The organism is Pseudomonas sp. TREG-RG-20F-10-E-6-01 (assembly GCF_022662455.1).
Lineage (GTDB): Bacteria > Pseudomonadota > Gammaproteobacteria > Pseudomonadales > Pseudomonadaceae > Aquipseudomonas.
In genome coordinates this window covers 192,706-218,255 of the sequence record NZ_JAKNQP010000008.1, presented here as the reverse complement: position 1 = coordinate 218,255, position 25,550 = coordinate 192,706, and the positions used below count along the sequence as shown (strand labels likewise).

Sequence of the window (25,550 nt, the reverse complement as noted above, 5' to 3'; positions counted from 1 at the left end):
GTGTTTTCTACTGGAGGATCTGTAATGACCACGGAAAAAGTGAAGTACGGCGTACATTCCGAAGCCGGCAAACTGCGTAAAGTCATGGTGTGCTCCCCAGGTTTGGCCCACCAGCGGCTGACCCCCAACAACTGCGATGAACTGCTGTTCGATGACGTGCTGTGGGTGGCCCAGGCCAAGCGCGACCACTTCGACTTCGTCACCAAGATGCGCGAGCGGGATATCGATGTGCTGGAAATGCACAACCTGCTGACCGACATCGTTGCCATCCCCGAAGCGCTGGACTGGATTCTGGAACGCAAGATCACCCCAAACACAGTGGGCCTTGGCCTGGTCGATGAAGTCAGTTCCTGGCTGCGCAGCCTTGAGCCGCGCAAAATCAGCGAGTACCTGATCGGTGGCGTGTCGGCCGATGACCTGCCGAGCAGCTTCGGTGGCAAGACCATCGAGATGTTCCGCGACTTCCTCGGCCACGCAAGCTTCATTCTGCCGCCGCTGCCCAACACCCAGTTCACCCGCGACACCACCTGCTGGATCTACGGCGGCGTGACGCTGAACCCGATGTACTGGCCAGCGCGACGCCAGGAAACCCTGCTGACCTCGGCCATCTACAAATTCCATCCCGAGTTCACCAACGCAGACTTTCAGATCTGGTATGGCGACCCCGACCAGGAGCATGGAGCCGCCACGCTGGAAGGCGGCGACGTCATGCCGATTGGCAATGGCGTGGTGTTGATCGGCATGGGTGAACGCTCGTCCCACCAGGCCATCGGCCAACTGGCGCGCAACCTGTTCAAAAACAAAGCCGTGGAACGCGTGATCGTTGCCGGCCTGCCCAAATCCCGCGCGGCGATGCACCTGGACACAGTGTTCAGCTTCTGCGACCGCGACCTGGTCACCGTCTTCCCGGAAGTGGTCAACCAGATCATCCCTTTCACCCTGCGCCCGGATGAAAGCAAGCCACACGGCATCGATATCCAGCGGGAGAAAACCAACTTCCTCGAAACCGTCGCCGCAGCGCTCAACCTCAAGGCCCTGCGTGTGGTCGAGACCGGCGGCAACAGCTTCGCCGCCGAGCGCGAGCAGTGGGACGACGGCAACAACGTGGTGGCCGTGGAGCCTGGCGTGGTGATCGGCTACGACCGCAACACCTACACCAACACCCTGCTGCGCAAGGCCGGTGTTGAGGTCATCACCATCAGCGCCGGTGAACTCGGTCGCGGCCGTGGCGGCGGCCACTGCATGACCTGCCCGATCATCCGCGACCCAATCGACTACTAACTTTCAAACCTTGGCCGCCGCTCATGAGGCGCCGGCCAAGGGGATAACCTAAACAGAAGGAGATCCACCATGGCTTTTAATATGCGCAATCGCAGCCTGCTCTCGCTGATGCACCACACCACCCGCGAGCTGCACTACCTGCTGGACCTGTCCCGCGACCTCAAGCGCGCCAAATACACCGGCACCGAGCGCCCGCACCTGCAGGGCAAAAACATCGCGCTGATCTTTGAAAAAACCTCGACCCGCACCCGTTGCGCGTTCGAAGTGGCGGCTCACGACCAAGGCGCCCACGTCACCTACATCGACCCGGTGTCGTCGCAGATCGGCCACAAAGAAAGCATGAAAGACACCGCCCGCGTCCTGGGCCGCATGTTCGACGCCATCGAGTACCGTGGCTTTGAACAGGAAATCGTCGAAGAGCTGGCCAAGTTCGCCGGTGTGCCGGTGTTCAACGGCCTGACCGCCGAATTCCACCCGACCCAAATGATCGCCGACACCCTGACCATGCGCGAACACAGCGACAAGCCGCTGCATGACATCAGCTACGCCTACCTCGGTGATGCGCGTTACAACATGGGCAATTCGTTGCTGATGATCGGCGCCAAGCTGGGCATGGACGTGCGCATCGGCGCGCCGAAAGCCCTGTGGCCACACGAGGATTTCATCAAGCAGTGCCAGGCATTTGCCGAAGAAAGCGGCGCGCGCATCACCATCACTGAGGACCCGAAAGAGGCGGTCAAAGGCGTGGATTTCATCCACACCGATATCTGGGTGTCGATGGGCGAGCCAGTGGAAGCGTGGGACGAGCGTATCGAGCAACTGCTGCCGTACCAGGTCAACACCAAGATGATGAAGGCCTCGGGCAACCCGCGCGTGAAGTTCATGCACTGCCTGCCGGCGTTTCATAACAGCGAAACCAAGGTGGGCAAGGACATTGCCGCGCGCTACCCGAACCTGGCCAATGGTGTGGAAGTGACCGAAGAGGTGTTCGAGTCGCCGGCCAACATCGCCTTTGAGCAAGCGGAAAACCGCATGCACACCATTAAGGCGATTCTGGTGTCGGCGCTGGCGGATATCTAAATCTTGAGTGGGGACTCGATCAATGTGGGAGCTGGCTTGCCTGCGATGCGGACACCTCGGTTTCTCAGGAACATCAGGGTGATGCCATCGCGGGCAAGCCCGGCTCCCACATGAATTGCGCTTCGCTCAAAGACCCTGCTGAATTCTAGAAGGATTGCATTATGCGCATCGTCGTAGCCCTGGGCGGCAACGCCCTGCTCCGCCGTGGTGAACCCATGACCGCGGACAATCAACGCGCCAATATCCGAATCGCCACCGAACAGATCGCCAAGATCCACCCCGGCAACGAATTGGTGATCGCCCACGGCAATGGCCCGCAAGTCGGCCTGCTGTCGTTGCAGGCGGCGGCCTACACCAGCGTGTCGCCGTACCCGCTGGACGTGCTGGGCGCCGAAACCGAAGGCATGATCGGCTACATCATCGAACAGGAATTGGGCAACCTGCTGGACTTCGAAGTGCCGTTCGCCACCTTGCTGACCCAGGTGGAAGTGGACGCCAACGACCCGGCCTTCAAAAACCCGACCAAACCCATCGGCCCGGTGTACGCCAAAGCTGAAGCCGAGAAACTCGCCGCCGAAAAAGGCTGGGCCATCGCCCCGGACGGCGATAAGTATCGTCGTGTGGTTGCCAGCCCACGCCCGAAACGCATCTTTGAAATTCGCCCGATCAAGTGGCTGCTGGAAAAAAGCGCCATCGTCATCTGCGCCGGTGGCGGCGGCATCCCGACGATGTACGGCGAGGACGGCAAGCTGCGCGGCATTGAGGCGGTGATCGACAAGGACCTGTGTTCATCCCTGCTCGCCGCGCAACTGGACGCCGATTTGCTGGTGATCGCCACCGACGTCAACGCCGCCTTTATCGACTTCGGCAAGCCGACCCAGAAAGCCATCGGCCAAGCCCACCCCGACGACATGGAAAAACTCGGTTTCGCCGCCGGCTCCATGGGCCCCAAGGTACAAGCCGCCTGCGAGTTCGCCCGCCAGACTGGAAAAACCGCCGTCATCGGTTCACTCTCGGACATCGAAGCCATCGTCCAGGGCAGTGCCGGTACGCGCATCAGCACGGCAAAACCTGGCATCACCTATCTGTGAAGTAAAGGAGATACGCCTATGGCCACCTTTGAACCCGGTCACCTGCACGTCGAACGTCACGCGCTCAACAAGGATGACTACAGCTACAACCTGTGCATCGACTACGAGGTCAGCCAGGACCCAAAGGAAGGCAAGGGAATGCTCTTCAAGCTGCACGGTTCGGTGCAGGGCAAGGACCTCAAGGAGGAATTCTTTTTGCCCAAGGACCAGGCCTTTGATTTCGCGCGGCATGCGATGAACATCGCGCAGAAATATGGCATGCCGAAGATTGCGACGCTTAACGGCCAAATGCACAAGCAGTACGACTTGATGTTTGAGGATGTACGGCATCAGTTGGATGTGAAGGCGGGCGATCCGATCAAGCCCGAGCACCTGGAATAACAAGTTTGCACTGACACAACACCATCAGTGTGGGAGCGGGCTTGCTCGCGAATGCGGTCTTTCAGTCAATAAATCAAGAGACTGACACACCGCATTCGCGACCAAGCCCGCTCCCACATTTTGATCTCCATCCGCTCCAAGGCATACTTGCCACCTCCCGCACTCCAGAACCAAAAACCGCCCCATGCGTATCCACGTCAGCTTCATCGACCGCGTCGGCATTACCCAGGAAGTCCTGGCCCTGCTCGGTGGGCGCAATCTCAACCTGGATGCGGTGGAGATGGTGCCGCCCAACGTCTACATCGACGCGCCGACACTGAGCGCCGAGGTGCTCGAAGAACTGCGCGACGCACTGTTCAGCGTGCACGGCGTACAGGCGGTCACGGTGGTGGACATCCTCCCCGGCCAACGCCGCCACCTGCAACTCGACGCCCTGCTGGCCGCCATGACCGACCCGGTGCTGGCGCTGGACAGTGCCGGCAAGATCCTGCTGGCCAACCCGGCGCTGATCGCCCTGTACGGCCGCGAGCCGGCGGGGGAAAGCATCAGCGAGCTGTTCAACGACGCGGCGCTGTTGGAGACCTTGCTGGAACACGGCTTTCGCCTGCCGCTGCGCGAAATCAGCGTCAACGGCCAGACCTTTTTGCTGGACGCCACGCCGATCACCGACGCCGGCGCCCTGCTGACGCTGTACCAGCCCAACCGCATCGGCGAACAACTGTCGGCGCTGCACCATGACCATGCCGAAGGTTTTGATGCGTTGTTGGGCGAATCACCAGTGATCCGCACCCTCAAGGCGCGTGCGCAGCGCGTCGCCGCACTTGATGCGCCGCTGTTGATCCAAGGCGAAACCGGCACCGGCAAAGAGCTGGTCGCGCGGGCCTGCCACGCCATCAGCGCGCGCCACAGTGCGCCGTTTCTGGCCTTGAACTGCGCGGCGCTGCCGGAAAACCTCGCCGAGAGTGAACTGTTCGGCTACGCCCCCGGCGCCTTTACCGGCGCGCAGCGCGGCGGTAAGCCGGGGCTGATGGAACTGGCCAACCAAGGCACGGTTTTTCTGGATGAAATCGGCGAGATGTCACCGTATTTGCAGGCCAAGCTGCTGCGTTTTCTCAACGACGGCAGCTTCCGGCGCGTTGGCGGCGACCGCGAAGTAAAGGTCAATGTGCGCATCCTCAGCGCCACCCACCGCGACCTGGAAAAGATGGTCAGCGAAGGCACCTTTCGTGAAGACCTGTTCTACCGCCTCAATGTGCTCAATGTCGAAGTGCCGCCGTTGCGCGAGCGCGGTCAGGACATCTTGCTGCTCGCCCGCTACTTCATGCAGCAGGCCTGCGCGCAGATCCAGCGCCCGGTGTGCCGCCTGGCGCCAGGCACCTATCCGGCGCTGTTGGGCAACCGCTGGCCGGGCAACGTGCGGCAGCTGCAAAACGTGATCTTCCGCGCCGCCGCGATTTGCGAAAGCAGTTTGGTGGACATCGGCGACCTGGACATCGCCGGCACTTCGGTGGCGCGCCAAAGCGACGGAGAAGTCGACAGCCTGGAACAGGCAGTGGAAGACTTCGAGCGCAGCCTGCTGGAAAAGCTCTACGCCAGTTACCCCTCGACCCGCCAACTGGCCAGCCGCCTGCAGACTTCGCACACCGCGATTGCCCATCGCCTGCGCAAGTACGGCATCCCAAACAAACCCTGACTGAATAAACGCGGTTCAAATGTGGGAGCTGGCTTGCCTGCGATAGCATCGCCTCGGTTCAACTGACAGACCGAGTTGCCTGCATCGCAGGCAAGCCAGCTCCCACAGGGATTGCACTCCAAATCTGGTCTGGATGCGACACTCGCTGTACTGAAAGCGCTACAGCGTAACGATATCGCTACAACCCTGTTTTTTGCGCGCCATGCAAGGCTTTGATCCACATAGGCTTTTTTTCACCGGCCCAGCTGTAGCGAAATCGCTACAGGCAAATCTTTCCATTTCCTCGCCGATTTTATTAACCCATTGATTTATAACGACTTAATAACATTGGCCGCGATATTGCTAAGTAACTCCTCATTATTCCAATCCCGTCCACCAGACGAATCTGGCCCTGAGGAGTTTCCATGAGCGAGTTGCGTTTCACTGAAGATCACGAATGGCTGCGCGCCGAAGCCGATGGCAGCGTCACCGTGGGCATCACCGCTTTCGCGCAGAACGCGCTGGGTGATGTGGTTTTCGTGCAACTGCCGGAGTTGCAGGCCTACGCCAAGGGCGCAGAAGCCTCCACCGTTGAGTCGGTCAAGGCAGCGAGCGGCGTGTACATGCCGCTGGACGGCGAAGTCCTCGACGTAAACGACAAACTCAGCGACAGCCCGGAACTGGTCAACGAAGACCCGATGGGCGAAGGCTGGTTCTTCCGCTTCAAACCCGCCGATGCCGACGCAGTGGCTAAGCTGTTGGATCAGGATGCGTACGACCGCCTGATCAAAGCCAACGCCCAAGCCTGAGGAGCGCGCCATGACGATCAATCTCAGCACCGCCAACGAATTCATCGCCCGTCATATCGGCCCACGCCAGGAAGACGAGCAGCAAATGCTCGCGAAGCTGGGCTTTGACTCGCTCGAAGCCCTGAGCGCCAGCGTGATCCCGGAAAGCATCAAGGGCACCAGCGTGCTCGGCCTGGAAGACGGCCTGAGCGAAGCCCAGGCCCTGGCCAAGATCAAGGCCATCGCCAGCCAGAACCAACTGTTCAAGACCTACATCGGCCAGGGCTACTACAACTGCCACACGCCGTCGCCGATCCTGCGCAACTTGCTGGAAAACCCGGCCTGGTACACCGCCTACACCCCGTACCAACCCGAGATTTCTCAAGGCCGCCTCGAAGCGCTGCTGAACTTCCAGACCCTGATCAGCGACCTCACCGGCCTGCCGATCGCCAACGCGTCCTTGCTCGACGAAGCCACCGCCGCCGCCGAAGCCATGACCTTCTGCAAGCGCCTGAGCAAGAACAAAAGCAGCAACGCCTTCTTCGCCTCGATCCACAGCCACCCGCAAACCCTCGACGTGCTGCGCACCCGTGCCGAGCCGCTGGGTATCGACGTGGTGGTCGGCGACGAGCGTGAACTGACCGACGTCAGCGCATTCTTCGGCGCCCTGCTGCAATACCCGGCCAGCAACGGTGACGTGTTTGATTACCGCGAACTGACCGAGCGTTTCCACGCCGCCAATGCGTTGGTCGCGGTCGCCGCCGACCTGCTGGCCCTGACCTTGCTGACGCCTCCGGGCGAGTTCGGCGCCGACGTGGCCATCGGCAGCGCACAACGCTTCGGCGTGCCGCTGGGCTTTGGTGGCCCGCACGCGGCGTATTTCTCTACCAAGGACGCGTTCAAGCGCGACATGCCGGGCCGTCTGGTCGGTGTGTCCGTCGACCGTTTCGGCAAGCCGGCCCTGCGCCTGGCCATGCAGACCCGCGAGCAACATATCCGCCGCGAGAAGGCCACCAGCAACATCTGTACCGCCCAAGTGCTGCTGGCCAACATCGCCAGCATGTACGCCGTGTACCACGGCCCCAAAGGCCTGACCCAGATCGCCAACCGCATTCATCACCTGACCGCGATCCTGGCCAAAGGCCTGAGCGCGCTGGGCCTGAAGGTTGAGCAAACACACTTCTTCGACACCCTGACCCTGAACACCGGCGCCAACACCGCGGCCCTGCACGACAAGGCGCGCGCCCAGCGCATCAACCTGCGTGTGGTGGATGCTGAGCGTCTGGGCCTGTCGGTCGACGAAACCACTACCCAAGCGGATATCGAAGCCTTGTGGTCGATCTTCGCTGACGGCAAAGCCCTGCCGGAATTCGACGCCAACGTCCAAGGCACCCTGCCGGCCGCCCTGCTGCGCCAATCGCCGATCCTCAGCCACCCGGTGTTCAATCGCTACCACTCCGAAACCGAGCTGATGCGCTACCTGCGCAAGCTGGCCGACAAGGACCTGGCGCTGGACCGCACCATGATCCCGCTGGGCTCGTGCACCATGAAGCTCAACGCCGCCAGCGAAATGATCCCGGTGACCTGGGCCGAGTTCGGTGCCCTGCACCCATTCGCGCCGGCCGAGCAAAGCGCTGGCTACCTGCAACTGACGTCCGAGCTGGAAGCCATGCTCTGCGCGGCCACAGGTTACGACGCCATCTCGCTGCAGCCGAACGCCGGTTCCCAAGGTGAATACGCTGGCCTCTTGGCCATTCGTGCCTATCACCAGAGCCGTGGCGAAGAGCGCCGCGACATCTGCCTGATCCCGTCGTCGGCCCACGGCACCAACCCCGCGACCGCCAACATGGCCGGTATGCGCGTGGTCGTGACCGCCTGCGATGCACGCGGCAACGTCGACATCGAAGACCTGCGCGCCAAGGCCATCGAGCACCGCGAGCACCTCGCGGCGCTGATGATCACCTACCCGTCCACCCACGGCGTGTTCGAAGAAGGCATCCGCGAAATCTGCGGCATCATTCACGACAACGGCGGCCAGGTGTACATCGACGGCGCCAACATGAACGCGATGGTGGGCCTGTGCGCACCGGGCAAGTTCGGTGGCGACGTGTCTCACCTGAACCTGCACAAAACCTTCTGCATCCCGCACGGCGGTGGCGGCCCGGGCGTTGGCCCGATTGGCGTCAAATCGCACCTCACGCCATTCCTGCCTGGCCACGCGGCCATGGAACGCAAGGAAGGCGCGGTGTGCGCGGCGCCATTTGGCAGCGCGAGCATCCTGCCGATCACCTGGATGTACATCAGCATGATGGGCGGCGCGGGCCTCAAACGCGCTTCGCAGCTGGCGATCCTGAATGCCAACTACATTTCCCGTCGTCTTGAAGAGCACTACCCGGTGCTCTACACCGGCAGCAATGGCTTGGTGGCGCACGAGTGCATCCTGGACCTGCGCCCATTGAAAGACAGCAGCGGCATCAGCGTGGACGACGTGGCCAAGCGCCTGATCGATTTTGGTTTCCATGCACCGACCATGTCGTTCCCGGTAGCGGGCACGCTGATGATCGAGCCGACCGAAAGTGAATCCAAGGAAGAACTGGACCGCTTCTGTGACGCGATGATTGCCATCCGCGAAGAAATCCGCGCGGTGGAAAACGGCACGCTGGACAAGGACGACAACCCACTGAAAAACGCGCCGCACACGGCCGCTGAAATCGTCGGCGAATGGACCCACCCGTACAGCCGTGAGCAGGCGGTGTACCCGGTTGCGTCGTTGATCGAAGGCAAGTACTGGCCGCCGGTTGGCCGGGTCGACAACGTGTTTGGCGACCGCAATCTGGTGTGTGCGTGCCCGTCGATTGAGAGCTACGCGTAACCCTGACTGACGGAACAGGGTCAAGTGTGGGAGCTGGCTTGCCTGCTCCCACATGGATCTCTTCCACAGTCAGGCCGAGTACATCCAGAAAATAATAAGAAACCGGAGAACAACCATGTCCCTTAGCGTGTTCGACCTGTTCAAGATTGGCATCGGCCCCTCCAGTTCCCACACCGTTGGCCCGATGCGCGCCGCCGCCCGCTTTGTCGAAGGCCTCAAGCGCGACAACCTGTTGAGCGCCACCATCGGCATCAAGGTGGAACTCTATGGCTCCCTCGGCGCCACCGGCAAAGGCCACGGCAGCGACAAGGCCGTGTTGCTGGGCCTGGAAGGCGAACACCCGGACACCGTGAACACTGAAACCGTGGCTGCACGCCTGGCGCAGATGCGCAGCGACGGCCGCTTGAACCTGCTCGGCGAACACAGCATTGCGTTCAACGAGAAAGAACACCTGGCGATGATTCGCAAACCGCTGGCCTACCATCCCAACGGCATGATTTTCCGTGCCTTCGACGCCGCCGGCATCCAGATCCGCAGCCGCGAGTACTACTCGGTCGGTGGCGGGTTTGTGGTGGACGAAGACGCGGCCGGCGCCGACCGGATTGTCGAAGACACCACGCCGCTGACCTTCCCTTTCAAGCATGCCAAGGACTTGCTTGGGCATTGCGCCACCTATGGGCTGTCGATCAGCCAGGTGATGCTGACCAATGAAAGTGCCTGGCGCCCGGAAGCGGAAACCCGCGCCGGCTTGCTGAACATCTGGCAGGTCATGCAGGACTGTGTGGATGCCGGTTGTCGCAATGAAGGCATCTTGCCCGGCGGCTTGAAGGTCAAGCGCCGCGCGGCCGCGTTGCATCGCCAGCTGTGCAAGAACCCCGAGTCGGCGCTGCGCGACCCGTTGTCGGTGCTCGACTGGGTCAACCTGTACGCGCTGGCGGTCAACGAAGAAAACGCCAACGGCGGCCGCGTGGTCACGGCGCCCACCAACGGCGCGGCCGGGATTGTGCCGGCGGTTTTGCATTACTACATGCGCTTTATCCCCGGCGCCAATGAAGACGGCGTGGTGCGCTTTTTGCTCACCGCCGCCGCCATCGGGATTTTTTACAAGGAAAACGCCTCGATCTCGGGCGCCGAAGTCGGCTGCCAGGGCGAGGTCGGCGTGGCCTGTTCGATGGCAGCCGGGGCACTGTGTGAAGTGCTGGGCGGCAGCGTGTCCCAAGTGGAGAACGCCGCCGAGATCGGCATGGAACACAACCTCGGCCTGACCTGCGACCCGATTGGCGGGTTGGTGCAGGTGCCTTGCATCGAGCGCAATGCGATGGGCTCGGTCAAGGCGATCAATGCGGTGCGCATGGCCTTGCGCGGTGACGGGCAGCATTTCGTCTCGCTGGATAAAGTCATCCGCACCATGCGCCAGACCGGCGCCGACATGAAAAGCAAATACAAGGAAACCGCCCGTGGCGGTTTGGCGGTCAACATTATCGAGTGCTGACGCCTAACGGCGCGTCCGCACGTTTTTCAGGAGCTGAATATGTCCACCCAAACCCTGTTGAAAACTCCACTGCATGCGCTGCACCTTGAGCTGGGCGCGCGCATGGTGCCCTTCGCCGGCTACGACATGCCGGTGCAATACCCGCTGGGCGTGATGAAGGAACACCTGCACACCCGTGAACAGGCCGGGTTGTTTGACGTGTCGCACATGGGCCAGATCCGCCTGACCGGCGCGAACGCTGCCAAGGCCCTGGAAACCCTGGTACCGGTCGACATCATCGACCTGCCGGTGGGCATGCAGCGCTACGCGATGTTCACCAACGATCAAGGCGGCATTCTCGACGACCTGATGGTGGCCAACCTGGGTAACGACGAACTGTTCCTGGTGGTCAACGCCGCCTGCAAGGACCAGGATCTGGCGCACCTGCGCCAACACATTGGCGAGCAGTGCACGATCGAGCCGCTGTTTGAAGAACGCGCCCTGCTGGCCCTGCAAGGCCCGGCGGCGGTGAAGGTGCTGGCGCGCCTGGCGCCGGAAGTGACCAAGATGACGTTCATGCAGTTCGCCACCCTGCGCCTGCTGGGCGTGGACTGCTATGTCAGCCGCTCCGGCTACACCGGCGAAGACGGGTTTGAAATCTCCGTGCCCGCCGCCAACGCCGAGAGCCTGGCGCGCAGCCTGCTGGCCGAGGCCGAAGTGCAGGCCATCGGCCTGGGCGCCCGTGACTCGCTGCGCCTGGAAGCCGGCCTGTGCCTGTACGGCCACGACATGAACACCGACACCACGCCGATTGAGGCCAGCCTGTTGTGGGCTATCTCCAAGGCTCGCCGTGCCGATGGCGCGCGCGCCGGTGGCTTCCCCGGCGCCGACCGGATTTTCACCCAGCAACAAGCCGGTGTGAGCCGCAAGCGTGTCGGCCTGCTGCCACAGGAACGTACCCCGGTGCGTGAAGGTGCAGAGATCGTCGATGCGCAGGGCACCGTGATCGGCAGCGTGTGCAGCGGCGGCTTTGGCCCGACGTTGGGCGGCCCGCTTGCCATGGGTTACCTGGACAGCACATTCATCGCTCTGGACACCGAAGTGTCTGCGTTGGTACGTGGGAAAAAGGTGCCATTACGTGTAAGTAAAATGCCATTTGTGCCACAACGTTACTTCCGTGGCTGATTGACTGTTCCTATAAGTAACGCGGTTGCGTTAACGTGCACTAAACTGTAACGCAACCGCCATAAAACAGTGCACTGACGATAGTCAATGTAATAGCCAACAACCTATAACAAGTGATCAACTCTATCGAATAAGTGGGATCCACATTAATCATCAAACAGTCATGAAGCCGAGCAAACGCTGGGCTTTTGGCGGGGCTTGTTTTTTCTCTATTAGTTGGCGTAGAGTTTGCCCACTGTGTTTGCATGGGTCGCTTTGAACCTGGACCTGGGCAGTAGCCAAAGTTTGCTACAACCCGTTCGACGTCTCTTACTTTCCTGCAACTCAGCCCAGTACTCTTTCATGTGAAAGGGGCTGTCATTAATTTTTTGCGTCAAGGAAATAAGAAAATGGCTGATCGTCAGAGCGGTACCGTCAAGTGGTTTAACGACGAGAAAGGGTTTGGTTTTATCACTCCAGAAAGCGGTCCGGATCTGTTCGTGCACTTCCGCGCTATTCAGGGCAACGGCTTCAAGAGCCTCAAAGAAGGCCAGAAAGTGACGTTCATCGCCGTGCAAGGCCAGAAAGGCATGCAGGCTGACGAAGTACAAGCAGAAGGCTGATCCTTGCTGCGACAAAAAGCCCCTGATGGTGACATCAGGGGCTTTTTTATGTGCGTTTGCTCGTAAAATGGCTTTTTTCTCTAGAGAGACTGCCATGTCCAAACCCCTGCTGAGCCCCCAAGGCGAGTTTCCCGCCGTTGGCCTGGGCCGTCGCCTGGCAGCGATGTTTTATGACTTTCTCCTGTGCACTGCCTTGCTGATCGTCACGGCGTTCATCTACAAGCTGGTGTGGATGGCCTTTATCGGTGAGGCGAAGATGCGCGCGCTCACCGAGTCTGGCGCACTGGACGGTGACCCGTTGCTGTCGACGATTCTGTTCTTTGTGTTATTTGGTTTTTTCGCCAAGTTCTGGACCTATTCCGGCCAGACCCTGGGCATGCAGGTGTGGGGCGTGCGCGTGCAGAACGCCGACGGCTCGCGGATCAGCCTGTGGCAGGCGCTGTTGCGGTTTGTGGTGTCGATTGCGTCGTGGTTGTGCGTAGGGCTGGGGTTTATCTGGTCGCTGTTTGATAAGCAAAAACGCAGCTGGCATGACATCTATTCGGATACGCAGCTGGTGCGTGTCCCGAAGCAGAAGAAGTAATTCCAAACGACACAAAACAACTGTGGGAGCTGGCTTGCCTGCGATGCAGGCACCTCGGTCTATCAGGCAGACCAGGGTGATGCTATCGCAGGCAAGCCAGCTCCCACATTTTTAACCGTGTTTACAATTAAATTAAGCGTTGCCAGCCAGTTTCAGGCGCGCCGCCTGGGTGAAATCGAGCATGCGCTTGAGCGGCCTTACCGCCTGCGGAATCACCGACGGCTCGACGAAGATCTCGTTGCTGCCCTCACGCAGGCACTGCAGCGTGCGCTCCAGTGTATTCATCGCCATCCACGGGCAATGCGCGCAACTGCGGCAGGCCGCGCCGTTGCCGGCAGTCGGTGCCTCGATGAAGACCTTGTCCGGGCACAGCTGCTGCATCTTGTAGAAAATGCCGCGGTCGGTGGCGACGATAAACGTCTTGTTCGGCAGGCGCTGGGCCGCTGCGATCAATTGGCTGGTGGAACCCACGGCGTCCGCCAATTCAATCACCGACGTCGCCGACTCCGGATGCACCAGAATCGCAGCATCCGGGTACAGCGCCTTCATGTCCTCGAGCTGCTTGGACTTGAACTCTTCGTGGACGATGCACGCGCCATCCCACAGCAACATGTCTGCGCCGGTCTGGCGCTGAATGTAGGTGCCCAGGTGCTTGTCCGGCCCCCAGATAATCGTCTCGCCGTTGTCCATCAGGCTTTCGACGATTTCCAGTGCGCAGCTTGAGGTAACGACCCAATCGGCCCGCGCCTTGACCGCCGCCGACGTGTTGGCATACACCACCACCGTGCGCTCGGGATGCTGATCGCAGAACGCCGAAAATTCCTCCACCGGGCAGCCAAGGTCCAGGGAGCAGGTGGCTTCCAGGGTGGGCATGAGGATGCGTTTTTCGGGCGTAAGGATTTTGGCGGTCTCGCCCATGAAACGCACACCGGCGACCAGTACGGTCTTGGCCGGGTGGGCTGCGCCGAAGCGGGCCATTTCCAGGGAGTCGGAGACACAGCCGCCGGTTTCTTCGGCCAGGGCCTGAATCACCGGGTCGCAGTAGAAGTGGGCGACCAGCACCGCGTCCTGAGCCTTGAGCTCGGCGGCGATGGCGGCACGCAGGCTTGCCTCTTCTTCGGCGCTGAGCGCCTTGGGCTGCTTGGCGTCGAGGTGAGCTTGAACCAGTAGGCGTTCGGAAATTTGCGTCATGTTCGCAAGACCTGCAGGCGCAGTTGCGCGAAAGTCGAGTGTACCACCGGCTTTGGAGCCTTTCGGGCGCCGCCGGACGAAGTGATTGTGTTCATCAAGCACGGGTGAAGCTGCGCAAGGCTACAGAATATCGAATGGATTCAAAAGCCTAATCTGGCCTGCACAGGCACGCTCATCGGGCAAAAAAACGGGAAGGCGCATCACTGGGCCTTCCCGCTTTGATCACGCCGAACGTCAGCGCATCAGTACATCCGGATCGTTCTGCAACAGGATCGAGTCATGCATGTTGGCCAAGGCATCCTTCAAGGTTGACTGCTCCAGGGCATCCTTGGACTTTTTGCTCTGCTGGGCGGCGTGCTCAAGCAGCGCTAGGTAGTCGCGCTTGGTTGAGGCTTCCTTCGGCACCACGCTGTCTTGCACCCGGTTGCCCATCACGTACTTCTGCGTGTGGGTGTTCTGGGAAGCCGATTGGGTAACGGACGCATTTGTCAGTCGGCCATCTTTATAGGCGAAGTTTGCGGTGCTGCTGGCCTTGTCCTGCACTTGCACATACAGGTAATTCTGCGATTCGCGAGAGCCGTCAAAAACCGGCGGTTTGCCACCGTCGAGGCCTTTATGGAAGCTGGCCGACAGCAGCGATTGCTGGTTCTGGGTGACGCTGCGGTCGCCCGTGCTGCGGCCATTGACCTGGGTCTTCTGCGACACGCTGTAGGAAAAGCCCCCAACTTCCGACCGACGCATCGAATTGGGCGCGCCCGCCGCCTGCTTGATCGAGGCCTTGAAGTCAGCCAGGCCCGTCAGCAAGCCTTTGTCGGTCGGGTTATTCGTCAGCGGGTTTGCAGTGCCAGCCCCGGGCGGATAGTTGCTGTTCATGGCGCTGAACGCGTCCTTGAACATGGCCATCAGGTCCGCGTTGGCACTGCCGCGCCGCTCGACGCGGTCGAACTGCGCTAGGTAGGTTTGCAGCGCCTTGGCCTGCTGCTTGGCATTGCCGAGGATCGCCGCGTTTCTCAGGTCCACCGTGAGGTCAATCTGACCCGCCGGGCCACTCATGCGCGTGGTACGGCTCTCGCTGTCGGCATGAAAGGCCAGGGTAATGTCCTCACCGTTCGAGTCCTTCACCTTGGCATTGAGGTCCACCGACGACAGCAGCTTGGCGTCGAACTGAGTCAGCCTGCTCAAGTCGAGTTTCGGCGGCACGGCGGTCAGCCCGTCGACCGAGGCCTGGAATGCGCTGCCCAACTGGCCGACGGCCTTGAGTTCATCGGCGGTCAACTCCCCGCCTTCTACGGTGGCCTGCACGCCCAGACCATCTTTCTGGTTGGACAGGCTGAACGTGACGGTCTTGCCGCTGGCAGTCTTGATGCTGAGGCTGACCTGGTTGTCGGCCTTGCTGTGCAGCAGCGTCTGGTCCGCCTTGATTGCATCGGTGTCGCCAGCGCGGTCAGCTGTGGTGTTGAGCAGCGACTGGGAAATAGCGGCACCGCCACCTTTGGTGAATTGGTCCACTAACGCAGCGCCCAGGCCACTGTAGCGGCTGGCCGTAGTGACCGAGTGGAAGTTGGCGTTGATGACCCAGGTGATCGAATCATCGCTGTTGTTTTCCCAGGTCCGCACGCTTTCCTGGCCGGGCAACAAACCGTTTCGAGAGTAAGTATCGACGACATCGGCTGCCGGATTGCCAAGGCTGACCACTGAAGAAGGCCGCGCTGGTGAGACATCGAGGGTGTTCGCCGAGGTGGCCGGCGGCGTGCTGGTCGCAGCCCGAACAATGAGGGGATTGGTCGCTATAACAGGCGTTAGCGTGGTCATGACAGTCCGTGTCTTAAAAGCTGAGTAGCGTTCAATCTAACCAAGACGCGCCGGGATTAATAGCACTGATACCTAAATGGAAGGCAAAGAGCCATGCCAAAAAACTGGCTCTTTGCGGTATGGCGCACGTCAGAAGCGGTAAGTCACCGAGCCCCCGAAACCATTGGCGCTGTTTTCATATTTGGCGTCGTAGGTCAGCGCCAACTGAGGGTTGTTGTCGCGAATCTTGATCGGCTCTTCCTTCAGGTAGGAATAGGCCACGTCAAACGTCAGGTTATCCACCGGCGTCCAGCCGGCACCCAGGCTGAACACGGTACGGTCGCCCGTAGGAATCCGTACGGAACGGTCGGTGTTGTTGGTCGGCGTCTGGTCCACCGAGAAGCCGGTGCGCAGCACCAGTTGTTTGTTGAGCTGATACGACAGGCCGATCGCATGGGACCACGTGTCGTGCCAGTGCTCCTGCTCGGTGATGGAACCCAGGCCTGCCAGCTCAGCCGTCAGTTCGGACACGCCGGAATTGTTCACCGTGATCTTCTTCAGCTGGCTCCAGCGGGTGTAGGTGCTGCCCACGTAAAGGGTCAAGGCATCGGTCAGCTGGTGAGTAACGGAAAGGTCCACGGAAGACGGCGTGGTGACATTCAGCTTGGCGTCGTACTTCTGTGCCCCGCCGTCCAACAGGTCGGAGAGCACGCCCGAGGCGTCGGTATGACCACTCAAGTGATACACCACTTGCGAATGGTAGGTGAGGCCGACGCGGGTACTGTCCAGCGCCTGCACCAGGATACCGGCGTTAAAGCCCATCGCGGTGTCGTCGCCCTTGATCTTGGCCGTTTCCGTACCCAGCCCGAACGCCGGTACCTTGGAGTCAAGCTCGCCGCTGATTTTGTTGAAGGTCGGGCCGAAACCTATCGACACCTTGTCGTTGAACGCGTAGCTGACGGTCGGCTGCACGGTGAGGACTTCAATCTTGCTCTTATTCCCAAAACCATTGCCCTGGAAGCTGTGCTCATAGTCGGTCACCAGGCCAAACGGTGCGTAGATGCCCAGGCCAAACGCCCAGTGTTCATCGATCGGCGTAACCAGGTAACCCATCGGCACGGCAATGCCGGGGACCATGTCGCCCTTGTTGGTGCCAGGGTTATCGACGCCGCCCTGGCTGGAGCTGGCGTCCTTGATATTGGTTTTGGCATCCAGATAGGTCGCCCCGATGCTGACTTCATTGTGCTTGAGGCGCGACATGCCGGCCGGGTTGCCGAACACCGTGCTGGCGTCGTCGGCCGAGGAAGAACGCCCGGCGTAGCCTGTGCCCATTGAACTGATGCTTTGTTCATTGAGGGCGAAGCCACCGGCGAGCAGCTGTGTAGAGGCAAGCGAAACGCAAAGCGCCAAAGCGCTTTTAAGAGTTTTGTTATTCATTATTAGGACTCGAATTATTGGTCAGCGCCGGGAAAACTACCAACGTTCGAGCCGAGGGTTTATGAAGAGTTTTTCATGCACACGATTGTCGGACAATTCTAGAGTTTTCAAAGACTTTGCCCGTTTTTCGGCGTCTTTTTATGACCTTTTAACCTGATCGTGACCGCCTGGTTTTAACTGCCCGTAACGCCAGGGCAGCCCGCCCTCGTAAGCTCAACCCAATCCAACGTGCGCGCTGGTTGCCTGCGATTGCATCGAGTGTGTCTGGCCAACGTGTCGCGAGTATCCACCGCCTAAACGTCAACACCAATGCTTTGCCAGAGCAAAGTCAGCACCGTACGGGAGGAAGTCGCTGGTGAGATAGGTATCGTAATGACATGATACGGCCCATTTACTCCCACTCGGCCAAACTCAAATGAATACCACTGTCGGGATCGGCTCAGAGCCAAGCGAGCTGGCCGCCACCGGCTTGGGCAGAAGCGAAGCGTTCACCGAGCGCGTTCTGGCCAGCATCAACGATTGCATCAAGGTTCTGGACCTCGACGCCCGCCTCACCTTCATGAGCGAAGGCGGCATGAAAATCATGGAAGTCAGTGACTTCAACGCGATTCGCGGCTGCCCCTGGCCCGACTTCTGGCAGGACAAGGGAAACGCGGATGCCAAGGCTGCCGTACAGGCCGCCAAAAACGGTGAAAGCGCAAGTTTCATCGGCCCCGCCGAGACGCTGGCCGGCAACCTGAAATGGTGGCATGTGCAGGTCAGCCCGATCCTCGACCGTGACGGCCGGCCGGAACAGATCCTCTGTGTCTCGCGTGATATCACTGCCCTGCGTGAAGCCGAAGAGTCCCTGCGCACACTCAACGAATCCCTTGAGCAAAGGGTGATGGAGCGCACCCGCGATCGCGATCGTATCTGGCGCCTGTCGCCGGACCTGATGCTGGTCGCCCAGCTCGACGGCGTCATCTCCGCGGTGAACCCGGCCTGGACACGCATGCTCGGCCACACCGAACACGACTTGGTGGGCAGCCAGCTGCTGGACTTGGTGCACCCGGAAGACCTCGCGGTCTCCTCCTCGGCGGTCAGCCGCCTGGGGGACGGCAAGAATTTTCCCAATTTCAAGAACCGCTACCGTCACCAGGACGGCAGCTACCGCATGATCGCCTGGACCGCCGTGCCCGACAGCGACTACATCCACGCGGTGGGCCGGGATATCCAGGCCGAAGAAGAAGCCAAGGAAGCCCTGCGTCTGTCGGAAGACGCCCTGCGTCAGTCGCAGAAGCTTGAAGCAATCGGCCAACTCACCGGTGGCGTCGCACACGATTTCAATAACCTGCTGACGGTGATCAAGTCTTGCGCTGACTTGCTCAAGACGCCTTCTTTGAGCGAAGTGCGGCGCATCAAGTACGTGGAAGCCATCGCCAGCACCGTGGACCGCGCCGCGCGCCTGACCGCCCAACTGCTGACCTTCGCGCGCCGCCAGGCGCTGCGTCCGGAGGTTTTCAACGTCGGCGACAGCGTATTGCGCGTGGGTGAAATGATGGACAGCCTGACCGGCTCACGCGTCAAGGTCACCATCGAGGTGCCGCAGGAACCCTGCTTTATCAACGCCGATGAAAGCCAATTCGACACTGCACTCGTGAATATGGTGGTCAATGCCCGGGATGCCATGGCCGGCAATGGCCAATTGGCGATCAGGGTGGCAACCGCTACGTGGCTGCCTTCAGTGCGTGCCCACCCGGTGCGAGTCGCCGAGTACGTGACAATTGAGTTGAGCGACACCGGATCGGGCATTGCTCCGGAGAAGCTCGACGCGATCTTCGAACCCTTCTACACCACCAAGGCCATTGGCCAGGGCACCGGGCTGGGCTTGTCGCAGGTGTATGGCTTTGCCAAGCAGTCGGGCGGTGAAATCCTGGTGCGAAGCGAGTGCGGCAAAGGCAGCCAGTTTATGTTGTACCTGCCCAAGGTCGAAGCCGGTTTGATGCCCGTCATCCAGGACAGTCACGACGTAACCATCGCCTCGGACCTGTGCGTGCTGATGGTTGAGGACAATCCCGACGTCGGCCTCTACACCTCGCAGACCCTGGAACAGATGGGTTTCAAAGTGCTTTGGGTCGCGGACGCCAACAGTGCGCTCGAGGCCCTTGCGCCGAACCCGGAAAGCTTCCAGGTGGTGTTCTCCGACATTTCCATGCCGGGCATGAGCGGACTGGAATTGCTCGATGCGCTCGAAGCCCTCTACCCGTGGCTGCCGGTGGTGCTCACCACGGGTTACAACGACGAATTCGCACGTATCGCCAAGGAAGAGGCCCAGCGTTTTGTGCTGTTGCAAAAGCCCTACTCCACCGAAGCATTGGCCGTGCTCTTGCAAAAAGTCGTCAAGAGTCGCCTGAACCTCACCGCACAAAGCTAAGCCTGAGACGGGGCCGCACCGGCCCCGTCTCTAAACACTTCGATTAAGCAGTTCCTTTGCAACAATCAAAAACCATCCCGCCCCCCGGCACTGCAACCAAAACCCGCAAAACCAACCCTTAACCCGTGCCGACACCCCGATATTGAAGCTGGACGAGGGCAAGCCCGCGTTCACCGGCGCAAACATTTCTAAATGTTTCTTCATAAAGCCAAACCGTCATTAAACAGACATATCTCAGGAATTAAATCGTCACGTCTTAGACAGGTGGACCTATCCCACTTAACCCTTCCCTTGAGGTGTTGTCGTGATGTTGCCGACTAAAAAAAGTCTGTCTGTTCTGTTCGCCGCCCTGTGCCTGAGCGGCGTGGCCCACGCCACTGACGTTACCGGTGCAGGTTCCAGCTTCGTCTACCCGGTGCTGTCGAAGTGGTCGCAGGACTACAGCAAGAACTCCAACAACCGCATCAACTACCAGTCGATCGGCTCCGGCGGCGGTATTGCCCAAATCAAGGCCGCCACCGTGGACTTCGGCGCCTCCGACGCCCCGCTGTCCGCCGATGAGCTCAAGGCCGGCGGCCTGGGCCAGTTCCCCAGCGTGATCGGCGGCATCGTGCCGGTGATGAACGTGGAAGGTATTGCGCCGGGCCAGTTGAAGCTCGACGGCGACGTACTGGCGAAGATCTTCCTTGGTGACATCAAGGCCTGGAACGATCCGGCCATCGCCGCGCTCAACCCGGGCTTGAACCTGCCGGTGGCAAACATCACCGTGGTGCACCGCTCCGACGGTTCGGGCACCTCGTACAACTTCACCAACTACCTGGCCAAAGTCAGCGACAGCTGGAAAACCAAGATCGGTTTCGGCACCACTGTGCCGTGGCCGGTGGGTGTGGGCGGCAAAGGCAACGAAGGCGTTTCGGCCTACGTGAAGCAGATCAAGAACTCTATCGGCTTTGTGGAATACGCCTACGCCCTGCAGAACAAGATGACCTACACCCAGTTGAAGAATGCGTCGGGCAAATTCGTCAAACCTGACGCCAAAGCGTTCCAGGCAGCCGCGGACACCGCCGACTGGGCCAACGCCAAGGACTTTAACCTGATCATGACCAACGCCCCAGGCGAAGGCGCGTGGCCGATCACGGCGACCACCTGGATCATCATGTACAAGCAGCCCAAGAATGCCGAGCAAAGCCAGGCGGCGTTCAGCTTCTTCAAATGGTCGCTGGAAAAAGGCCAGCAACAGGCAGCAGCGCTGGACTACGTAGCCCTGCCGGACTCCCTGGTGTCGCGCATCGAAGGTTACTGGAAGTCTGACTTCGCCAACTGATTCGCCCTACAACCGCCTTGCTCATTGATTGAGGAAGGCGGTGAGCACATCTGATATGAACGACACCGTCCACCCGCTGGTTATGAGTACTCACGCAGGCGACACCGCGGGCGACCGTCGTGCCACCCGCGATCAACGCCACGATTTGTGGTTCAAACGTTCGATGTTCGGCGCAGCCATGCTGGTGTTGGTGCTGCTGGGTGCCATTGCCGCCTCGACCCTGTGGGGCGGCGGCCTGGCGTTCAAGACCTTCGGGTGGAGCTTTATCACCAGCACCGAATGGGATGCGGTGAACAACCACTTTGGTGCCGTGGTGCCGATTTACGGCACCTTGGTCACCTCGTTTCTGGCCTTGCTGATTGCGGTGCCGGTGAGCTTTGGCATTGCGATTTTTCTTACCGAAGTCGCACCGCCGTGGCTGAAGATGCCGGTCGCGTCGGCGATTGAACTGCTCGCCGGTATCCCCTCGATCATCTACGGCATGTGGGGCCTGTTCGTGTTCGGGCCGTTCATGGCCGAACACCTCTCGCCCTTGATCAATGACTACCTGGGCGCCCTGCCCTTTGTGGGCTCGCTGTTCCAGGGCCCGCCGTTGGGAATTGGCATGCTCACTGCCGGCATCGTGCTGGCGGTAATGATCATGCCGTTTATCACCTCGGTGATGCATGAGGTGTTTCGCAGTGTGCCCACGCCGTTGAAAGAATCGGCCTACGCGCTTGGCAGCACTACCTGGGAAGTGGTGTGGGACATCGTCTTGCCCTACACCCGCTCGGCCGTCGTTGGTGGGATCTTTCTCGGCTTGGGTCGCGCCCTTGGCGAGACCATGGCCGTGACCTTTGTATTGGGTAACGCGCAACAGTTTTCCGCGTCCCTGTTGATGCCCAGCAGCTCGATCGCCTCCGTCATCGCCAACGAATTCAGCGAGGCCTACACCGACCTGCATCGCTCCGCGCTGATCGCCTTGGGCTTCTTGCTGTTTATCGTGACATTCGTGGTGCTGGCACTGGCACGCCTGATGCTGATGCGCTTGTCGCGTAAGGAAGGGTTATGAACACTCACGAACGCCTGTACCGCCAGCGCGCGCTTAAAAACGCCGTGGCCATGTTCTTCAGTTGCGGCGCCACCGCCTTTGGCTTGCTGTGGCTGGCGTGGATTCTGCTGACCACCCTGATCAATGGGTTCCAGGCTCTGAACCTGCGCCTGTTTACCCAGATGACCCCGCCACCCGGCACCGAAGGCGGGCTGGCCAACGCGTTTTACGGCAGCGCGCTGATGTCCGGCATCGCGCTGTTGATCGGCACGCCCATCGGGCTGATGGCGGGAATCTGGCTGGCGGAGTTCGCCCGCCACTCGCGCCTGGGCACCACGGTGCGGTTTATCAACGACATCCTGCTGTCGGCGCCATCGATTGTGCTGGGCCTGTTTATCTACACCGGCGTCATCCTGCCGCTGAACCTGCTGACTAACCATCAGGTCGGGTTTTCCGCCATCGCCGGTGCCCTGGCCCTGGCTCTGCTGGTGATCCCGGTAGTGGTGCGCACCACCGATGAAATGCTCCAGCTGCAACCTTCGACCATGCGCGAGGCAGCCCTGGCATTGGGTGTACCGCAATGGAAGTTGACGCTGCAGATTGTGTTGAGAGCGGCCAAGGCCGGCGTCGTCACCGGCATCCTGCTCGCTCTGGCACGGATCACCGGGGAAACCGCGCCCTTGCTGTTCACCGCCTTCGGCAATCAGTTCTGGAGCAGCAACCTGCTCAAGCCGATTGCCAGCGTACCCGTGGTTATTTTCCAGTACGCCATGAGCCCGTTCGATGACTGGCACGCGCTCGCCTGGGCGGGTGCACTGGTGCTGACGCTGTTCGTGCTGGTGCTGAGCCTCACATCCCGCCTGATTCTTTTACGCAATAGGTCTCACTGATGGACGCTACCGGCATTGCTCACGAAAAAACCAAAATCCAGGTGCGCGGGTTGGAGTTTTTCTACAACAACCAGCGCTCGCTGAACGCCATCGACATTGATATCCCGGAAAAACGCATCACCGCCATCATCGGCCCCTCGGGCTGCGGCAAATCCACCCTGCTGCGCGTGTTCAACCGCATCTACTCGATGTACCCCAAGCAGGAAGCCCGTGGCGAAGTGCTGCTCAACGGCGAAAACATCCTCGCTCCCGGCTACTCGATGAACCGCCTGCGCAGCCACGTGGGCATGGTGTTCCAAAAGCCGGTGCCGTTTCCGATGTCGATCTACGACAACATCGCCTACGCCGTGCGCCACCACGAAAAACTTTCCCGCCGCGAAATGAACGATCGCGTCGAACAAGCCCTGCGCGGCGGCGCCCTATGGGATGAGGTCAAAGACAAACTCAACCAGAGCGCACAGAGCCTCTCCGGTGGTCAGCAACAGCGACTGTGCATCGCACGCACCATCGCGCTGCGCCCTCAAGTGTTGCTGCTGGACGAGCCGACCTCAGCGCTCGACCCCATTTCCACCGGGCGCATCGAGCAATTGATTACGGAGTTGAAGACGCAGTACACGGTGATCATCGTGACCCACAACATGCAGCAGGCCGCACGGGTGTCGGACAACACCGCGTTCATGTTCATGGGGGAATTGATTGAGTACGGCAAGACCGACCAGATCTTTACCACGCCGAAGATGAAGCAGACTGAGGACTACATTACCGGGCGGTTTGGGTAACCGCTCGGCGTGGCAAAGCATTGGGGCTTGGTGGCGGGCTCAGTCCGAGCGGGCTGAGTTTACGTATTGTTCGATGCACAGGTCGCGATAGTCTGTACGCCAAGGACGCGCAGGAGCCTGGCGTCGCAAGGCCCAAATCACAGGCAAAAAAAAACCCGGAAATCCTCACTTGCGTGGGCCTTCCGGATTTTCTAAACCGCCAAAAATGGTGGGTCGTGTGGGATTCGAACCTACGACCAATTGGTTAAAAGCCAACTGCTCTACCAACTGAGCTAACGACCCGCTGTGTGGTGGCGCGTATAATACTGATTTCTAAGGATTATTCAACACCTTATTTTAAATAAATCAGAAATAACGCGTGGGGTCAGTAATTCCGGACGCTTGGAAGCCTTCTGCGCGCAGTCGGCAGGCGTCGCATTTCCCACATGCACGGCCGTCATCGTCTGCCTGATAGCAGGAAACAGTCAGCGTGTAATCGACGCCAAGTCCTACACCAGTCTTCACAATGTCCGCCTTGGTCATGTTCTGCAGCGGCGCCTGAATACGGAAGCCCTGCCCCTCTACGCCGGCCTTGGTGGCCAGGTTGGCCATGCGCTCGAACGACTCGACGTACGCTGGCCGGCAGTCCGGATAGCCGTTGTAGTCCAGCGCGTTGACGCCGATGAAGATGTCGCGAGCATTCAATACTTCAGCCCAACCCAGGGCCAGGGACAGAAATACGGTGTTGCGCGCTGGCACGTAGGTCAGCGGAATGCCTTCACTGGGCGCCTCGGGCACGTCAATGCTGCTGTCGGTGAGCGCGGACCCGCCGATGCCATTGAGGTTGAGGCCGATCACCTTGTGTTCGACCACACCCATGTCACGGGCCACGCGCGCGGCGGCGTTCAGCTCGGCGCGGTGGCGCTGGCCGTAGTCGAAACTCAGGGTGTAGCAGCTGAAGCCTTGGGCGCGGACCATGGCCACCAGGGTGGCGGAGTCCAGACCGCCGGAAAGCAGGATGACTGCACGCTTTTGATCAGCCATATCAGCGCCCCGGCTCGTCATTCCACAGGTATTTGTGCAGCTGCAACTGCAGGCGCACCGGCAGGTTGTCCGCCACCACCCAGTCAGCCAGGTCGCGAGCGTTCAGGTCGTGATGGCTTGGAGAGAACAGCACCTCGCCTGCACGACGGTCCAGCCCGTACTGGATCAGCTTGGAAGCCGCCCAGTCATAATCGTCGCGGGAACAGATCACGAACTTGACCTGATCGTTGGCGGTCAGCAGGTCCATGTTGGCGTACAGGTTGCGGTGCGCCTCTTTGGAGCCAGGGGTCTTGAGGTCGACCACACGGCTGACGCGCGGATCCACGGCCGAGATGTCCAGGGCGCCGCTGGTTTCGAGTGAAACCTCGTAACCGGCGTCACACAGCCGCTTGAGCAGTGGGATGGCATTGGGCTGGGCCAGGGGTTCGCCGCCCGTCACACAGACGTAGCGCGGCTTGAAGCCGGCAACCTGTTCGATGATGTCGTCCAGGGTGCGCACGGTGCCGCCGCTGAAGGCGTAGGCGCTGTCACAGTATTGGCAACGCAAGGGGCAGCCGGTCAGCCGTACAAATACAGTAGGCAGGCCAGCAGTGCGCGTTTCACCCTGTAACGAGTAAAAAACTTCGGTAATACGTAATGTGTCTTGCATAGTCGCCACGGGCGTAA

Annotated in this window: 21 protein-coding genes and 1 tRNA gene; 16 read left to right on the top strand and 6 right to left on the bottom strand. The window is 60.3% G+C overall.

All coding sequences use genetic code 11. The features are described from left to right. Window positions 1–24: 24 nt before the first annotated feature. The 11 genes from arcA (at window position 25) to L8K08_RS22585 (ending at window position 13,006) form a co-directional block, all read left to right on the top strand. Window positions 25–1,281 carry an arginine deiminase gene (gene arcA, locus L8K08_RS22635; protein WP_145165326.1) on the top strand — a complete coding sequence of 419 codons (1,257 nt, stop codon included), beginning with the start codon at window positions 25–27 and terminating at the stop codon, window positions 1,279–1,281. 69 nt (window positions 1,282–1,350) lie between these two features. Then, window positions 1,351–2,361, top strand: coding sequence for an ornithine carbamoyltransferase (locus tag L8K08_RS22630; protein ID WP_024077127.1), 1,011 nt, complete (start codon window positions 1,351–1,353; stop codon window positions 2,359–2,361). A 161-nt stretch (window positions 2,362–2,522) separates the two neighbouring features. After that, window positions 2,523–3,452: a carbamate kinase gene (arcC, locus tag L8K08_RS22625; protein WP_106578404.1), complete on the top strand. Its 930-nt coding sequence runs from the start codon at window positions 2,523–2,525 to the stop codon at window positions 3,450–3,452. An 18-nt stretch (window positions 3,453–3,470) separates the two neighbouring features. Beyond that, on the top strand, window positions 3,471–3,833 hold the full coding sequence (locus L8K08_RS22620) for a DUF5064 family protein (RefSeq protein WP_145165330.1): 363 nt from the start codon (window positions 3,471–3,473) through the stop codon (window positions 3,831–3,833). Window positions 3,834–4,017: 184 nt separating this feature from the next. Next, window positions 4,018–5,526, top strand: a complete 1,509-nt coding sequence (locus L8K08_RS22615) for a sigma-54-dependent transcriptional regulator (RefSeq protein WP_106578402.1) — start codon at window positions 4,018–4,020, stop codon at window positions 5,524–5,526. Window positions 5,527–5,930: 404 nt separating this feature from the next. Next, window positions 5,931–6,314 carry a glycine cleavage system protein GcvH gene (gene gcvH, locus L8K08_RS22610; protein ID WP_145165334.1) on the top strand — a complete coding sequence of 128 codons (384 nt, stop codon included), beginning with the start codon at window positions 5,931–5,933 and terminating at the stop codon, window positions 6,312–6,314. A 10-nt stretch (window positions 6,315–6,324) separates the two neighbouring features. Continuing rightward, on the top strand, window positions 6,325–9,165 hold the full coding sequence (gene gcvP, locus L8K08_RS22605) for an aminomethyl-transferring glycine dehydrogenase (RefSeq protein ID WP_242199992.1): 2,841 nt from the start codon (window positions 6,325–6,327) through the stop codon (window positions 9,163–9,165). Between the two features lie 115 nt (window positions 9,166–9,280). Then, window positions 9,281–10,657, top strand: coding sequence for an L-serine ammonia-lyase (locus L8K08_RS22600; protein WP_242199989.1), 1,377 nt, complete (start codon window positions 9,281–9,283; stop codon window positions 10,655–10,657). Window positions 10,658–10,696: 39 nt separating this feature from the next. Beyond that, window positions 10,697–11,821: a glycine cleavage system aminomethyltransferase GcvT gene (gene gcvT, locus L8K08_RS22595; RefSeq protein ID WP_242199988.1), complete on the top strand. Its 1,125-nt coding sequence runs from the start codon at window positions 10,697–10,699 to the stop codon at window positions 11,819–11,821. Window positions 11,822–12,210: 389 nt separating this feature from the next. After that, window positions 12,211–12,423 carry a cold-shock protein gene (locus L8K08_RS22590; protein WP_003220045.1) on the top strand — a complete coding sequence of 71 codons (213 nt, stop codon included), beginning with the start codon at window positions 12,211–12,213 and terminating at the stop codon, window positions 12,421–12,423. 94 nt (window positions 12,424–12,517) lie between these two features. Then, the gene (locus tag L8K08_RS22585) at window positions 12,518–13,006 is read left to right on the top strand and encodes an RDD family protein (protein WP_145165341.1); all 489 of its coding nucleotides are present in this window, start codon (window positions 12,518–12,520) and stop codon (window positions 13,004–13,006) included. 132 nt (window positions 13,007–13,138) lie between these two features. Here the strand turns inward: L8K08_RS22585 and nadA are convergent, their stop codons facing one another. From nadA to L8K08_RS22570, 3 genes are all read right to left on the bottom strand, one after another. Continuing rightward, a complete protein-coding gene (gene nadA / locus L8K08_RS22580; protein WP_242199984.1) occupies window positions 13,139–14,197 on the bottom strand; it encodes a quinolinate synthase NadA in 1,059 nt (352 codons plus the stop codon). 234 nt (window positions 14,198–14,431) lie between these two features. Then, a complete protein-coding gene (locus L8K08_RS22575) occupies window positions 14,432–16,009 on the bottom strand; it encodes a lactate dehydrogenase (protein ID WP_242199981.1) in 1,578 nt (525 codons plus the stop codon). 129 nt (window positions 16,010–16,138) lie between these two features. After that, window positions 16,139–17,425 carry an outer membrane protein transport protein gene (locus L8K08_RS22570; RefSeq protein ID WP_242199979.1) on the bottom strand — a complete coding sequence of 429 codons (1,287 nt, stop codon included), beginning with the start codon at window positions 17,423–17,425 and terminating at the stop codon, window positions 16,139–16,141. 415 nt (window positions 17,426–17,840) lie between these two features. Here L8K08_RS22570 and L8K08_RS22565 point away from each other — a divergent pair, with 415 nt between their 5' ends. From L8K08_RS22565 to pstB, 5 genes are all read left to right on the top strand, one after another. Beyond that, the gene (locus tag L8K08_RS22565; protein WP_242199978.1) at window positions 17,841–19,838 is read left to right on the top strand and encodes a PAS domain-containing protein; all 1,998 of its coding nucleotides are present in this window, start codon (window positions 17,841–17,843) and stop codon (window positions 19,836–19,838) included. 307 nt (window positions 19,839–20,145) lie between these two features. Further along, entirely contained in the window at window positions 20,146–21,162 is a 1,017-nt protein-coding gene (pstS, locus tag L8K08_RS22560; protein ID WP_242199977.1) for a phosphate ABC transporter substrate-binding protein PstS, read from the top strand. Between the two features lie 55 nt (window positions 21,163–21,217). Next, entirely contained in the window at window positions 21,218–22,213 is a 996-nt protein-coding gene (gene pstC, locus L8K08_RS22555; RefSeq protein WP_145165462.1) for a phosphate ABC transporter permease subunit PstC, read from the top strand. Beyond that, window positions 22,210–23,082 (top strand): phosphate ABC transporter permease PstA, encoded by an 873-nt coding sequence (gene pstA / locus L8K08_RS22550; RefSeq protein ID WP_242199976.1) that lies wholly within the window; start codon window positions 22,210–22,212, stop codon window positions 23,080–23,082. The genes pstC and pstA overlap by 4 nt, the downstream gene beginning before the upstream one ends. Further along, on the top strand, window positions 23,082–23,861 hold the full coding sequence (pstB, locus tag L8K08_RS22545; RefSeq protein ID WP_106578391.1) for a phosphate ABC transporter ATP-binding protein PstB: 780 nt from the start codon (window positions 23,082–23,084) through the stop codon (window positions 23,859–23,861). Before pstA ends, pstB begins: the two co-directional genes overlap by 1 nt. Window positions 23,862–24,067: 206 nt before the next feature. Here pstB and L8K08_RS22540 read toward each other — a convergent pair. The 3 genes from L8K08_RS22540 to queE form a co-directional block, all read right to left on the bottom strand. Continuing rightward, a tRNA-Lys gene (locus tag L8K08_RS22540) sits at window positions 24,068–24,143 on the bottom strand. A 63-nt stretch (window positions 24,144–24,206) separates the two neighbouring features. Further along, a complete protein-coding gene (queC, locus tag L8K08_RS22535) occupies window positions 24,207–24,884 on the bottom strand; it encodes a 7-cyano-7-deazaguanine synthase QueC (RefSeq protein WP_242199975.1) in 678 nt (225 codons plus the stop codon). A 1-nt stretch (window position 24,885) separates the two neighbouring features. Beyond that, entirely contained in the window at window positions 24,886–25,533 is a 648-nt protein-coding gene (queE, locus tag L8K08_RS22530; RefSeq protein ID WP_145165353.1) for a 7-carboxy-7-deazaguanine synthase QueE, read from the bottom strand. Window positions 25,534–25,550 lie beyond the last annotated feature (17 nt).

Bases quoted from the DNA above. Each gene is read 5' to 3' on its own strand.
- arcA (WP_145165326.1), top strand. From the start codon at position 25: ATGACCACGGAAAAAGTGAAGTACGGCGTACATTCCGAAGCCGGCAAA.
- L8K08_RS22630 (WP_024077127.1), top strand. From the start codon at position 1,351: ATGGCTTTTAATATGCGCAATCGCAGCCTGCTCTCGCTGATGCACCAC.
- arcC (WP_106578404.1), top strand. From the start codon at position 2,523: ATGCGCATCGTCGTAGCCCTGGGCGGCAACGCCCTGCTCCGCCGTGGT.
- L8K08_RS22620 (WP_145165330.1), top strand. From the start codon at position 3,471: ATGGCCACCTTTGAACCCGGTCACCTGCACGTCGAACGTCACGCGCTC.
- L8K08_RS22615 (WP_106578402.1), top strand. From the start codon at position 4,018: ATGCGTATCCACGTCAGCTTCATCGACCGCGTCGGCATTACCCAGGAA.
- gcvH (WP_145165334.1), top strand. From the start codon at position 5,931: ATGAGCGAGTTGCGTTTCACTGAAGATCACGAATGGCTGCGCGCCGAA.
- gcvP (WP_242199992.1), top strand. From the start codon at position 6,325: ATGACGATCAATCTCAGCACCGCCAACGAATTCATCGCCCGTCATATC.
- L8K08_RS22600 (WP_242199989.1), top strand. From the start codon at position 9,281: ATGTCCCTTAGCGTGTTCGACCTGTTCAAGATTGGCATCGGCCCCTCC.
- gcvT (WP_242199988.1), top strand. From the start codon at position 10,697: ATGTCCACCCAAACCCTGTTGAAAACTCCACTGCATGCGCTGCACCTT.
- L8K08_RS22590 (WP_003220045.1), top strand. From the start codon at position 12,211: ATGGCTGATCGTCAGAGCGGTACCGTCAAGTGGTTTAACGACGAGAAA.
- L8K08_RS22585 (WP_145165341.1), top strand. From the start codon at position 12,518: ATGTCCAAACCCCTGCTGAGCCCCCAAGGCGAGTTTCCCGCCGTTGGC.
- nadA (WP_242199984.1), bottom strand. From the start codon at position 14,197: ATGACGCAAATTTCCGAACGCCTACTGGTTCAAGCTCACCTCGACGCC.
- L8K08_RS22575 (WP_242199981.1), bottom strand. From the start codon at position 16,009: ATGACCACGCTAACGCCTGTTATAGCGACCAATCCCCTCATTGTTCGG.
- L8K08_RS22570 (WP_242199979.1), bottom strand. From the start codon at position 17,425: ATGAATAACAAAACTCTTAAAAGCGCTTTGGCGCTTTGCGTTTCGCTT.
- L8K08_RS22565 (WP_242199978.1), top strand. From the start codon at position 17,841: ATGAATACCACTGTCGGGATCGGCTCAGAGCCAAGCGAGCTGGCCGCC.
- pstS (WP_242199977.1), top strand. From the start codon at position 20,146: ATGTTGCCGACTAAAAAAAGTCTGTCTGTTCTGTTCGCCGCCCTGTGC.
- pstC (WP_145165462.1), top strand. From the start codon at position 21,218: ATGAACGACACCGTCCACCCGCTGGTTATGAGTACTCACGCAGGCGAC.
- pstA (WP_242199976.1), top strand. From the start codon at position 22,210: ATGAACACTCACGAACGCCTGTACCGCCAGCGCGCGCTTAAAAACGCC.
- pstB (WP_106578391.1), top strand. From the start codon at position 23,082: ATGGACGCTACCGGCATTGCTCACGAAAAAACCAAAATCCAGGTGCGC.
- queC (WP_242199975.1), bottom strand. From the start codon at position 24,884: ATGGCTGATCAAAAGCGTGCAGTCATCCTGCTTTCCGGCGGTCTGGAC.
- queE (WP_145165353.1), bottom strand. From the start codon at position 25,533: ATGCAAGACACATTACGTATTACCGAAGTTTTTTACTCGTTACAGGGT.